Annotated in this window: 17 protein-coding genes and 1 tRNA gene; 11 read left to right on the plus strand and 7 right to left on the minus strand. The window is 35.5% G+C overall.

The annotated features are described in order from the left end of the window. Positions 1–3 precede the first annotated feature (3 nt). The 4 genes from gcvH to HUE58_RS04630 are packed head-to-tail and all read right to left on the minus strand — an operon-like array spanning position 4 to position 2,362. Positions 4–378, minus strand: coding sequence for a glycine cleavage system protein GcvH (gcvH, locus tag HUE58_RS04615; RefSeq protein ID WP_174605847.1), 375 nt, complete (start codon positions 376–378; stop codon positions 4–6). A gap of 43 nt (positions 379–421) precedes the next feature. After that, positions 422–1,501, minus strand: a complete 1,080-nt coding sequence (gene gcvT, locus HUE58_RS04620; protein WP_174606239.1) for a glycine cleavage system aminomethyltransferase GcvT — start codon at positions 1,499–1,501, stop codon at positions 422–424. Between the two features lie 3 nt (positions 1,502–1,504). Next, positions 1,505–2,149: an inner membrane-spanning protein YciB gene (locus tag HUE58_RS04625; protein WP_174605848.1), complete on the minus strand. Its 645-nt coding sequence runs from the start codon at positions 2,147–2,149 to the stop codon at positions 1,505–1,507. A gap of 3 nt (positions 2,150–2,152) precedes the next feature. Continuing rightward, positions 2,153–2,362 (minus strand): PP0621 family protein, encoded by a 210-nt coding sequence (locus tag HUE58_RS04630; protein ID WP_174605849.1) that lies wholly within the window; start codon positions 2,360–2,362, stop codon positions 2,153–2,155. 86 nt (positions 2,363–2,448) lie between these two features. Here HUE58_RS04630 and HUE58_RS04635 point away from each other — a divergent pair. The 11 genes from HUE58_RS04635 to HUE58_RS07380 all read left to right on the plus strand — a co-directional run bounded on the left by HUE58_RS04635 (position 2,449) and on the right by HUE58_RS07380 (position 9,699). Next, positions 2,449–2,535: transfer RNA gene (locus HUE58_RS04635), tRNA-Leu, on the plus strand. A gap of 195 nt (positions 2,536–2,730) precedes the next feature. Beyond that, a complete protein-coding gene (locus HUE58_RS04640) occupies positions 2,731–3,138 on the plus strand; it encodes a RidA family protein (RefSeq protein ID WP_174605850.1) in 408 nt (135 codons plus the stop codon). Between the two features lie 77 nt (positions 3,139–3,215). Next, positions 3,216–5,282, plus strand: coding sequence for an ATP-dependent DNA helicase RecG (recG, locus tag HUE58_RS04645; protein WP_174605851.1), 2,067 nt, complete (start codon positions 3,216–3,218; stop codon positions 5,280–5,282). Between the two features lie 75 nt (positions 5,283–5,357). Then, the gene (locus HUE58_RS04650; protein ID WP_246260755.1) at positions 5,358–5,789 is read left to right on the plus strand and encodes a chorismate--pyruvate lyase family protein; all 432 of its coding nucleotides are present in this window, start codon (positions 5,358–5,360) and stop codon (positions 5,787–5,789) included. Positions 5,790–5,825: 36 nt separating this feature from the next. Then, complete coding sequence (gene cmoA, locus HUE58_RS04655; protein ID WP_174605853.1) at positions 5,826–6,539, plus strand: carboxy-S-adenosyl-L-methionine synthase CmoA; 714 nt, start codon at positions 5,826–5,828, stop codon at positions 6,537–6,539. Between the two features lie 8 nt (positions 6,540–6,547). After that, positions 6,548–7,135, plus strand: coding sequence for an anthranilate synthase component II (locus tag HUE58_RS04660; protein ID WP_174605854.1), 588 nt, complete (start codon positions 6,548–6,550; stop codon positions 7,133–7,135). Positions 7,136–7,138: 3 nt separating this feature from the next. Next, positions 7,139–7,558 carry a rhodanese-like domain-containing protein gene (locus tag HUE58_RS04665; RefSeq protein ID WP_174605855.1) on the plus strand — a complete coding sequence of 140 codons (420 nt, stop codon included), beginning with the start codon at positions 7,139–7,141 and terminating at the stop codon, positions 7,556–7,558. A gap of 6 nt (positions 7,559–7,564) precedes the next feature. Beyond that, the gene (locus HUE58_RS04670; protein ID WP_174605856.1) at positions 7,565–7,819 is read left to right on the plus strand and encodes a glutaredoxin family protein; all 255 of its coding nucleotides are present in this window, start codon (positions 7,565–7,567) and stop codon (positions 7,817–7,819) included. After that, entirely contained in the window at positions 7,816–8,793 is a 978-nt protein-coding gene (locus HUE58_RS04675) for an NAD(P)H-dependent glycerol-3-phosphate dehydrogenase (RefSeq protein WP_174605857.1), read from the plus strand. Before HUE58_RS04670 ends, HUE58_RS04675 begins: the two co-directional genes overlap by 4 nt. Further along, on the plus strand, positions 8,790–9,317 hold the full coding sequence (locus HUE58_RS04680; RefSeq protein WP_174605858.1) for a histidine phosphatase family protein: 528 nt from the start codon (positions 8,790–8,792) through the stop codon (positions 9,315–9,317). The genes HUE58_RS04675 and HUE58_RS04680 overlap by 4 nt, the downstream gene beginning before the upstream one ends. Before the next feature lie 298 nt (positions 9,318–9,615). Beyond that, positions 9,616–9,699 carry a glucosaminidase domain-containing protein gene (locus HUE58_RS07380; RefSeq protein ID WP_422851487.1) on the plus strand — a complete coding sequence of 28 codons (84 nt, stop codon included), beginning with the start codon at positions 9,616–9,618 and terminating at the stop codon, positions 9,697–9,699. A 391-nt stretch (positions 9,700–10,090) separates the two neighbouring features. On the opposite strand, the gene rpsI is transcribed toward HUE58_RS07380, so the two are convergent. The 3 genes from rpsI to HUE58_RS04700 form a co-directional block, all read right to left on the minus strand. Next, positions 10,091–10,486, minus strand: a complete 396-nt coding sequence (rpsI, locus tag HUE58_RS04690; RefSeq protein WP_174605860.1) for a 30S ribosomal protein S9 — start codon at positions 10,484–10,486, stop codon at positions 10,091–10,093. Positions 10,487–10,499: 13 nt separating this feature from the next. Further along, positions 10,500–10,928, minus strand: coding sequence for a 50S ribosomal protein L13 (gene rplM / locus HUE58_RS04695; protein WP_174605861.1), 429 nt, complete (start codon positions 10,926–10,928; stop codon positions 10,500–10,502). 122 nt (positions 10,929–11,050) lie between these two features. Next, complete coding sequence (locus HUE58_RS04700; protein ID WP_174605862.1) at positions 11,051–12,646, minus strand: phosphoethanolamine transferase; 1,596 nt, start codon at positions 12,644–12,646, stop codon at positions 11,051–11,053. Positions 12,647–12,705 lie beyond the last annotated feature (59 nt).

Genomic DNA, 12,705 nt, shown 5'->3' on the forward strand with positions numbered 1-12,705 from the left:
ATTTTAGTCTAGTGTTTGCGCATAAGTAGCAGCATCCATTAAGTCACTAACTGAATGAGACTTAAATTTAACCAACCAGCCATCATCATAACAACTAGAATTAACCAGTTCTGGTTCGTCATCAAGCGCTTCGTTGACTTTAATAATTTGCAAATCAGCAGGAGCATAAACGCCACTAGCCGCTTTGACAGATTCAACCACACAAAATTCATCCTCGATAGAGACTTCATCATCAACGTTGGATAATTCTACAAATACCGCATCACCTAATAATGCTTGTGCATAATCAGTAATACCCATGGTATAAGTACCGTCGCCATGATCTAAAATCCACTCGTGGGTTTGTGTGTATTGTCTATCCTCTCTTATTTCGCTCATGTTCTTCTCCTGAATTTCTCAAGCAGGACTTTGCCCTACTTATTTAAACCAATACTTTACCATTACGCACGAATGGTGGTTTGACTATTTTAGCGCAAACTTTCTTTTTTCGTATCTCAATTTCACACTTGCCAGTACTACCCTTAGGTACACTTGCCAGTGCAATTGCCTTGCCCATAGTGGGTGAAAATGTGCCTGAAGTAACTTCACCTTCACTCAGGCTGGTGATTACTTTTTGATGATCTCGAATTACACCTTTGCCTTCTAAAACTAATCCAACAATAGTCCTTTCAACGCCTTTTTCTTTTAATGCTTCTAATGCATCACGACCTATAAATGCACGATTTTCATTGACCAGATCAACCGTCCAAGTGAGTGCCGCTTCAAGTGGTGAAACCTCATCACTCATCTCTGAACCATATAAACTCATACCTGCTTCTAGGCGCAAAGTGTCACGCGCGCCTAAACCACAAGGCTTAACGCCAGCCTCAAATAACATTTGCCAAGTAAATTTGGCCGAACTTGAAGGCAGCATAATCTCAAACCCATCTTCACCTGTATAGCCTGTACGTGCAATGAATAACCCGCCTAAACTAGCCGCATTAAATGGCTTTAACTCACCACAAACCTCTTCAAGGCCTGGCATGGCTGTAAATACTTTTGCCCTTGCATTTGGACCTTGTACAGCAATCATTGCTAAATCAGACATCCGCTCAACCGATACATCAAAATCATTTACTTGGACCTTAATCCAGAGCATATCCTTTTCAGCAGTACCCGCATTAATTACCATGCGATAATATTCGTCATTTTGGTAATAAACAATCAAATCATCCACCACTCCACCTGATTTATTTAGCATGCAACTATATAACGCCTTGCCTTGTGTTTTCAGCTTATCAACATCATTAGCAATCAAAACTTGCAAAAATGCTTTTGCTTCAGCACCTTTAAAATCAACCACACTCATGTGCGAAACATCAAACATACCTGCATCACGGCGCACTTGATGATGCTCCTCAATTTGAGAGCCATAATTAAGCGGCATTTCCCAACCTCCAAAATCAACCATCTTCCCTTGCGACTCTATGTGTGTTTGATACAAAGGCGTTTGTTTCATTATTTTTTATCCTTTTTTAATGTATTTATTGATAAAAATTATCGTGATAACAATCAATATAAATGTTAGCCCTATGGTGCCAAATAGCTTGAAATTAACCCAAGATTCCTCAGTCTGCTGGGCAATAATACAAAGTTGCTCCATTGTTGTATTTGCACAATCTAGCTCTGTCAATTCAATTTTAGAATCAAGTTCAGTAGCGGTAAATAACTTCTCTCTAGCACCCAAAGCAAGATTAACATAATAAGCATTAACAATAGAAATGCCTGTAAAACCAAGCCCCCACAACCAACTAAGTTGATGCCACACATTTTCTGACAATTCTAATTCTTTACCCAACATCCTTTGCAATAAAGTTTTCTTGCCAATCCACATACTCAACACTAGCGCAAAAGCAAACACCACATACAACACACTAACTTTCCACATTAAAAATGCAGGATTTCTAAGGGCAAGTGTTGCACCACCTAAAATCACCAATAAACCAAATGTTATTAAATGGATGTTTTCAAACTTGTCCGTTCGGTAACGTGCAATCATCATCTGCAAAAAAGTTGCACCAATCATGGCATAAATTGCCATGTATAAACCCATCGTCTTATAAATAACAAAAAATAGGACAATAGGAAAAAAATCAAGTAAAAATTTCATCACTTATTCCAAATGCTCTTTTGAGCAATACACCTTATTATTTTGAATGATTGCCTCATTTTCAGGAACATGAACCTTGCAAACACTACAAGCGAGCATTTTATTAACCGATGATTCTTGGTCAAGATGATTAGCTGGTTTTTTAATTTTTTTTAAAAGCCAAAAGCCTGTCCACACAAGTAAAACAATAATAATTAACTTAACAATCCCCATACAATTCAATCCTGACAATAAAGTGAAATTTTACCAATGCTTAGTATATAATTGCCTATTTTTATGTGTCGATAAATTCACAAACTGCCCGGGTGGTGAAATTGGTAGACACACAGGACTTAAAATCCTGCGGCTTCACGGCTGTGCCGGTTCGATTCCGGCCCCGGGCACCACTCTTAAATTCGCCTCTTATTGCAATTTAAAATAATTACACAACTGCCTTTCAATATCTTCTTTCAATATCTTACTGATTAGATTGATCATATAAATTAGAATCTCATAAACCTCGGTATTTATCAAAAAAGTCCGCCTTAATCCATCAAAGATTTCGTATAATTAATATATTTTCTAACTTAGGCACTTTAATCATGCAAAAACATATTATTTCAACTAGTAAAGCCCCTAAAGCAATTGGCACTTACTCTCAAGCAGTGTGCATTACTGGTGGCTCTAGCGTTTATTTATCCGGCCAAATCCCCCTAATACCAGAAACAATGGAAATAATCAGTGGCGGTATTAACGAACAAATTAATCAAGTTTTTAAAAATCTAATGGCTGTTTGTCAAAAATCTAATGGCAACTTAAAAGATATTGTTAAGCTTAATATCTATCTCACTGACCTTAACAATTTCCCAAAAGTTAATGAAGTTATGTCCACCTATTTTGATGAGTCCTATCCTGCACGTGCAGTAGTTGGTGTTAGTGAACTGCCCAAAGGCTCAATGGTGGAAATGGATGGAATTATGATAATAGAACCCTGCGATTATACCTACTAAATGTTGCATAAAATACAATCTCTTCAAATAACTTAATGCAATCTTAATGGTTTGTTTAGATAAAACTTCTCCCATCTATGTATCAATTATCTGACCCAATCATTGCATTAAATGGCCTAGGTCCAAAAACACAACAAAAACTAAATGCCATTGGTGTTTTTAATTTGGAACATTTACTGTTTCACCTGCCAATACGTTATCAAGATAAGACCAAACTAATTAAACTAAATCAAGCTCGAGTGGGCGATGAAGTGTTAGTTCAACTGAATATCGAGCGTATCGAAGAAACATCAACCCGTCAACGACAATTATTATGCTACTTGTCTGATTCTAATCATCAAAATTTATTGCTTAGATTTTTTCATTTTAATCAATACCAAAAACAAAACTTTATTCGTGGCGATATTGTTCAATGTTTTGGTGAGGTAAAGATTAGCAGAAATGGTTTAGAAATGCACCATCCTGAATATCGATTAATTTCCAAAGGTCAGGATAATTTACTAGAAAAAACACTCAGCCCCATCTATCCATTAACTGCCAATATTCACCAAGCACAAATGAAAAGATGGATTGATATTGCATTAAAAACTTTGCAACAATCAGACTTGTCTGATAATTTTAAAAACCTAGCAAACAATTCTATACCCACCCTTAAGCAGGCTTTGAATACGCTACATCACCCTAAAGTTGATGATAATATTGAACAAATCTCTAATTTTAAACACCCTTCACAGCAGCGTCTGATTATTGAAGAATTATGTGCACAACGACTTAGTTTGCTCCAACTCAAAGATAAGCGTAAATCCAAAAAATCCAATACATTTAAAATTAAAAGCACTTTAACCAAAAAAGTATTAAACGTCTTAGGATTTCAACTAACAAAGGTACAACAGCGTAGCATTGATGACATTAATTCAGACCTTGCATCGAATCATCCAATGCTTAGACTATTGCAAGGCGACGTAGGCTCAGGAAAGACCATTGTGGCTGTATTTGCTTGTTTGCAGGCAATCGAAAATGGCTTCCAAGCAACCATTATGGCGCCCACTGAAATACTCGCTGCACAGCATTTACAAGAATTCTTAAATTATCTAACCCCTTTAGGTGTTGACATTGCGTTTTTAACTGGCTCACAGAGCGCAACACAAAAAACCAAACAACTTGAAAAAATCAACTCAGGCAAAGCACAAATTATTATTGGCACTCATGCACTATTTCAAACCCAAGTTGTTTTTAATAAATTGGGTTTGGTGATTATTGACGAACAGCACAAATTCGGCGTACATCAGCGTTTATCTCTTGTGCAAAAAGCACATAGCATCCCCCATCAACTGGTCATGACTGCCACCCCTATTCCAAGATCATTAACCATGAGTGCCTACGCAGATTTAGATTGTTCAGTGATTGATGAATTACCCCCTGATAGAAAACCTACTAAAACTATTGCACTTGGCAATGATAAAAAAGACAAAGTGATTAAAAAAATCAAACAAGTTTGTAGTACTGGTAATCAAGTGTATTGGGTATGTACACTGATTGAAGAATCTGAAGCACTCCGTGCTGAATCTGTCACCAATACCTGCCATTATCTACAGGAAAATTTAGAAGAATTAACCGTGGTATTGATTCATGGAAAGATACACAAAGATGAGAAATCTGCCATTATGGCACAATTTTTCAAAGGTGAGATTGATGTTTTAGTTACCACCACAGTCATTGAAGTGGGTGTTAATGTCACCAATGCATCACTCATGGTCATTGAAAATTCTGAAAGGCTAGGACTTGCACAATTACACCAATTACGTGGCCGTGTAGGGCGAGGTATTGATGCTAGTATATGTATTTTAATGTATCAGGCACCACTCAGTCACAGTGCATTTGCACGACTTGATATCTTAAGGCAAACAAATGACGGCTTTAAAATTGCACAAAAAGACTTAGAACTTCGTGGCCCTGGCGAGATTTTAGGCACGCAGCAAACAGGCATCGCCAATATGAAAATTGCCAATATTGTGCGTGATAAGTATTTACTCAAACAAGTACATTTTTACTCAGAGCAATTCTTAAAATTAGGCAAAGACAAGCAACAAGCACTTATTACTCGTTGGACTACTGATGATAAAAACCAATATGGCAATACTTAAAAGCATTTGATTGACGTAAAATGACCCGACTATATGATTAACACAAAAAACTTGATATGGACAAACTTAAATCAAGTGAACAATATACCTGATCAAGTTCTTACTTGGCTTGATGACCATCAATCCTTAACCGTTAAATTAAAGCAAAAATTTAATCGTTTTTCAATCAATGTTCTATCACAAGCAGAATCTCTTATACATGCTGATGAAACAGGTTTGCTTGATTGGCAAGGTCAATCTATTGTGCGTGAAGTAGAACTTTTAGGAAATGGCCAAGTTGTTGTATTTGCCAGATCAATCATTCCCATCACTAACGACACACAAAACTTATTAAAAATTGGCAGTAGGCCTCTAGGTGAGGTGTTGTTTAATGATAAAAATATTAAACGTAGTCAACTACAAATCACCCACACACATGACGCTTGGGGTAGGCGGTCTATTTTTACCATTGGCTCAACTCAAGTACTGGTAAGTGAATTTTTTATAAAAAATTTATATGCCTTATAAATCTTATAAAAATAAGCAAATTAGTCAGCCTAACTAATGCACGATACTATCTTCACTAAAGAAAATAACTTAGTTGATTTCACTTTTGATGCACAAGTGGCCGATGTATTTGATGACATGGTTAAACGCTCAGTACCAGGTTATCAATCCATGATTGAGATGATTAGTTTAAGTATTAAAACTTATGGTCAGGACAATACTAATTATTATGACCTTGGTGCTTCAACAGGTACCACTTCCATTGCGTTAGGCATCAATAACCCACACTCAAATAATCAAATTATTGCCCTTGATAATTCACCAGACATGGTTAAAAAATGTCAGCAAAATTTAACAGGTAAAATTGATAATATTGACGTGGTTTGTGGCGATATCCTTGATATAAAATTTGAGAATGCATCTATTATTGTGCTTAATCTCACCTTGCAGTTTATTACACCAAGCAATAGACAGACTTTAATTAACAAGATTTACAAGGGTCTAAATACGAATGGCGCGCTTATTGTCTCTGAAAAAATTCATTTTGATAATAAGAAAAAACAAAAACAGATAACTAAGTTACACTTAGATTTTAAACGCGCCAATGGTTATAGCGAACTTGAGATTGCAAATAAACGTCAATCGATTGAAAATGTGCTAATAACGGACAGCAAACAAACCCACTTTAAGCGATTTAACACAGCAGGCTTTAAGAACAGTATTTGTCATTTTCAGTGTCTTAACTTTGCCTCCTTTTTAGCGGTAAAATAACGCACAGTATGTTACTGATGATTGACAATTACGACTCATTTACCTATAACTTGGTGCAATATTTTGGCAAGTTGGGGCAAACCGTTGAAGTATATCGTAACGATGAAATTACAATAGAAGGCATTGGAAAACTTGCACCTGAATTTTTAGTCATTTCACCAGGTCCTTGTACACCAAACGAGGCAGGAATTTCAATTGAGGCTATTAAGCATTTTTCTAAGAAAATGCCAATTTTAGGAATTTGCTTAGGGTTTCAGGTTATGGTTCAGGCTTTTGGTGGGTATATTATTGGTGCAAAAAAAATTATGCACGGCAAAGTGTCCAGCATTCATCACACCAAGAAAGGTATATTTACAAACCTTAAAAATCCACTCAATGCAACACGCTATCACTCGTTGGTAGCACAGCAATCAACCCTACCAAACTGCTTTGAGATTACCTCATGGACTCAGAACAGTAAAGGGGAGATAGACGAAATCATGGGCATTAGACACAAAGAACTTGCCATTGAAGGCGTGCAATTTCACCCAGAATCAATTTTGACTGAACAAGGTCATGAAATGTTGGACAATTTTTTAACAGGGAAAACTTTATAGATCATGGAAATACTTGGATTTTTATTTGCTGATGAACAAATGTTTACAACCATTACACTCATATTATTAATTGCTTTGCTTGTTGGTAATATTGTTTTTGATAAATTAAAAAAATATGAAGATATTGATACCAATGGAGCAGTCACACTCATGGATAGTAGCGACCTTATCCTGTTAGATGTTAGGGAAGAGAAGGAGAGAAAGACGGGGTATATTGATGATGATATTCATATTCCACTTGCTAGTGTAAAGGGTAAATTGTCTTCATTGGATAAACGTAAAAAAATACTAGTATATTGTCGTAATGGCTCTCGTTCAGCACATATTGCTGGATTATTAACACGCAATGAGTTTGAAAATGTATATAGTTTAAAAGGTGGTTTTCAGGCATGGAAAAAAGCTAAACTACCCATTAAAACTTAATTAGTTATGAAAAAAAAAATTATTTATTGCTCAGATTCTTGTCCTTTTTGCCAAAGAGCTTATCAATTGTTTGAAAAAAGAGGCATTCCTTTCAAAAAATACCACGTTAAAAGCCAAAATGATTGGAATAAAGTCAAGGAAAAGATAGGTAGAGAAACCGTACCACAAGTATTTATTAACGGCTTTTATATAGGTGGATTTAATGGTTTATCAGCTGCGGATCAATCTGAGAAGTTAGATGAAATTCTAAATCAGCCATGAGCAAAAGCCTCAGCATTATTGGTGCTGGCGCTTGGGGAAGTGCTTTAGCCATTGCCCTTTATGATAATTTTGACACAATTTATCTACATGCCCACACTCAAGACGAAGTCAAAACACTAAAGCCAAAACATCCAGTATTGTCTACGTGCTATCCTCACAATATAAAAATTACTTGTGATTTTTCTAAATTACAAGACTCTAAAAACATATTGATTGTTACACCTAGTTATGCGTTTTCTGAAGTATTAGAAAAAATCAAACCACTCATTAACGATACCCATCAGATTGCTTGGGGCACTAAAGGTTTTGACACCACCAAAAAATGTTTTTTATATGAAAGTTTTGAGCATATATTCCCCAATCGCAATGGTTGTGTTATCTCTGGACCAAGTTTTGCTTTTGAAGTAGCAACGAATAAGCCTACTGCATTAGTCGTGGCATCTGTTGATAAAAATACCAGAAACCACTTTGCAAAATTAATACAAACAAGTACCCTGCGTGCTTATACCAATGCTGACATTGTTGGTGTAGAGATTGGCGGGTCAGTTAAAAATATCTTAGCCATCGCTGCGGGTATCGCTGCGGGATTAGGTTATGGTATTAACACCCAAGCAGCATTGATTACTAGAGGCTTAACAGAAATGTCACGCCTAGGAATAAGCCTTGGTGCAAAAAATTCTACCTTTGTTGGTTTGTCTGGTTTGGGAGATTTAGTACTTACTTGTTCAGATGATTTATCTAGAAATAGGAGGTTCGGCAAAGAATTGGCCTTTAATCATAGTATTAAAGATGCGTTGGCTAATGTAGGAAGCACTGTTGAAGGTCTTAATACACTTGAGCTTATTTTATCTATTGCCAATAAAGAGCAAGTGGAAATGCCAATTTGTGAACAAGTTTATCAGGTTACTCAAGGAAAGCTAACACCTACTGAAGCGGTTAACTATCTAATGTCTAGAGAACAAACTAACGAATGAAACTAGACTTGCTTAGGCATGGAGTGCCTATTGGTGGTCGTATTTATCGTGGTAATCGAGATGACCCCCTTAGCAAAAAGGGCTGGCAGCAAATGCTTGACTCTATCCAAGGAAAATCATGGGATTATATTGCCAGTTCACCCTTGATACGTTGTGCTAAGTTTGCTAAGTATTTGTCTAAAAATCAAACTACGCGTTGTGAAATCTTTAATAACTTTAAAGAGCTAGATTTTGGAGATTGGCAGGGAAAAAGTGTTGATTCTATTGGTCAGACATTGATTGATAATTTTAAACTAGACCCTGTTAATCATCGACCACTTAATGCAGAAAACCTTTATGCTTTTCAAGCGCGAGTTTTATCCTCTTTTAAAGAGATTGAGCTTCATCATACTAATGAATTGGTCTTAATTGTAGCGCACGCTGGCGTTATTCGGGTAATTAAATCCTATTTATTAAATCTACCCATTGAAAAAATGTTTACGATAGAAGTCATTTGTGCATCCAGTGAGCACTTTGACTTTTAAGGATTTTAATCCTTAGCATAACATTTTTAATCGTCCCAATTCAAGCAAATGAATTTCGGGGTTTAAAATCATGGATAAATTCTTTTAAAACACCAGACTTTGATCAAATCAAAGATACTAATCAAAGAAAAATTGCATTTTTAAATTATCCACTGCTTATTATCGAAAAAGAAAATAAAAAAATCAGACTACTAAGAGTGTTGATTAAGAACAATAAACTCAATAAAATACAAATTAATAAAGAAATATCGACTGAAAGAAAGCACTGTTGAACGTTATTGATATTATCCCAAGCTCCATGATATTGGCACAAACAGCGATAGAATCAAACTGGGGACGTTCACGATTTTCTAAACACTGGCATAATTATTTTGGCATTTAGTGTTTCAAGCCTGGTTGTGGTGTTGTACCTAAACAACGCCCTAAGAGTGCTGCGCATGAAATTTCAATATTTTCTTCAGCATCCAAATCTGTAGAATATTATATACTTAATATTAATCGACACTTTGCCTACACGCTACTTAGAAAAATTAGGAAATATAAACGTAATAACCACCTACTGCTTATTACCGGCATTGCTTTATCAGAAGGGCTGAGGCTGGGGTACTCTGAAATTGGCTTTGATTATGTTGAACAAGTGCAAAGCATTATTAGATACAATGAACTTGAATAGTACGATTTTCTAATTTAAAAAATCGTACTATTAATGAAGCAATAAAAAGCTCACATCTATTCAAAATAAATACGGGCTTTTATGAGCGTTTGAAAGTGATTTAACGCTTGGAGAACTGCTCGCTCTTACGTGCTTTCTTGCGACCGACTTTTTTACGCTCTACAATTCTAGCATCACGTGTCACAAAGCCTGCTTTACGTAACTCGCTTCGTAGATCGTTGTTATATGCCATTAATGCACGAGTCACACCCAGTCTAATTGCACCGGCTTGGCCAGTGTCACCGCCACCTTTGACCATGATATTAAAATCAAACTTATCTCTCATTTCAACTGTATCTAATGGTTGATTGATGATCATTGAAGAGGTTTCACGTCCGAAGTATTCATTCATTGGGCGCCTGTTAACTGTGAAAACACCTTTGCCTTTAGTCATATAAACACGGGCTACTGATGTCTTTCTTCTGCCTGTTGCGTAATAAGTTTCTGTCTTTGCCATAATATTTTTTACCTTAAATATCTAAAATTTGAGGTTGTTGCGCACCATGTGTGTGCTCGCTACCTGCAAATACTTTCATTTTTCTAAACATGTCTCTACCTAGAGGGCCTTTTGGCAACATGCCTTTTACCGCTTTATTGATAATTTCCTCTGGCTTTTTGGCTTGTAAGTCTTTAAATGCAATTGATTCTAAGCTACCAACATAACCTGTGTGATGATGATACATTTTGTCTTCAAATTTATTGCCCGTTACTTTAACCTTTGAAGCGTTAATAACAACAATATAATCGCCCGTATCCGTGTGTGGTGTATATTCAGGTTTGTGCTTACCACGAAGACGGGAGGCAATTTGCGTTGCTAAACGACCTAAGGTTTTACCGTCAGCGTCAACGAGTAACCAGTCTCTTTTGACTTCATGTGTTTTAGCGCTAAATGTTTTCATAATCCAATCTATCTTTATGCAGAATAATCGGACCATTATAATCACTTTTAACTTTGAATATTAAATTATATTCCAATATCAGCATCGCCAATACACTTTGAAAAATAGCCAATACCATTAATTTATTTGATATAACGAATGTAATCCAACTCTTTTTTGTAAAGAAGGGTATCTACATTCACCAGTCCTAACAATGTGTGAAACATGCCATCATGAGAAAGTTTAGTATTTGCTTTTTTATTTAACAATTCTGTATCAACATCCTTAGAAAATTCATCACCAAACCACAAAATTGAGCCAACATGAGTTTGCTCTTTAGGAGCAATAAAATAAGGCATTCCATGCAGATATAATCCATTCTCACCCAGAGATTCCCCATGATCACTCATATAAAACATAGCGGTTTTAAATTGATTTTGGTTACTTTTTAAAAAATTGATTGTTTTGGATAAAAAATAATCTGTGTAAACAATGGTATTATCATATGCATTGTTAATCTGATTATTGGTGCATTTATTAAGTTGATTGGTTTCACATATGGGGGTAAATATTTTAAACTTTCCAGGATAGCGCTTGTAATATGCCGGGCCATGGCTGCCCATCATATGTAAAACAATAAGCATGTCTTTGTCATAATGAGCGTTAACATATTGTTGTAAATCAACCAGCATGCCTTCATCTCTGCATTCAATATTACAAATCGTATTCAAACGCTTTGATTTAAAATCTTGATAAGTGAGACGATCTGCCACACCCTTTGAGCTAGAATTGTTATCCCTCCACAAGATCTCCACACCCGCATGGCTTAAAATATCAAGTACATTACTCATGTTCTTACCTTGAACATGCGTATAGTCACTTCGACCTAAGTTTGAAAACATACATGGCAATGAATAGGCAGTATCCGTACCGCAAGAATACACCTGGCTTAAACTAATCACATTTTCATTTGTAAGCAAAGGATTGGTCATTCTTTGATATCCATTCAAAGAAAAACGATCTGCTCTAGCTGTTTCACCAACAACCATAATAATTAATTTTTTTTTATTATCAGCTCGATTGATTAATGCATCTTGGGCAATTATCTTAAAAGAAATGGTAGTAGTTTCAAATTTTGAATTAATATGTTTACCAATGGCATATAAATAATAAGTTGGATTAATATATAGGCGAAGTTGCTTGTTTTCTCGAAAAAGAAAAGTGTACGATTTAGAAAACATCAAAGTTATTAGAACAAACATAACCAACAAAATAACAATCACTTTTAATTTAGACCACAATTGTTGTAGAAAATTTTCTTTAACAATTTGAACTTTATAAACCCAATAACTAGGCATTAGTCCTAACAAAATGACATATACAATTAATTCAAAACTAAACAAGTCCACTGACTCTGCTACATTGGTTTCTAGGCTATTAGCAATCATATTGTCGTCAAAGACAATACTATAATTATTAGTAAAATAATCGACAATAGCCGACACAATAAGTAACAGAATTAATATAGGCCTAGCACTATATCGATAACAAACCAAAAGTAATCCTATCACTAAAAATACAAGTAACCAGACTAGTAAGGAAGCTAAAAACGCAACATTATCAACCAAAGGATAAATCTCAATCACCTTTGAGAAAAATTTAAGATTGCCTGTCGTGGTCAAAAATATCGCAACAATAAACACCAAACTGGTTGTCGTTACTCTTTGGAAAAACTTCATTAATAAATAAGTTACATGTAAATAATGGTTATTATATTGTCTAAACCATAACGACACAA

This window comes from Candidatus Ruthia endofausta (assembly GCF_013342985.1).
Lineage (GTDB): Bacteria > Pseudomonadota > Gammaproteobacteria > PS1 > Pseudothioglobaceae > Ruthia > Ruthia endofausta.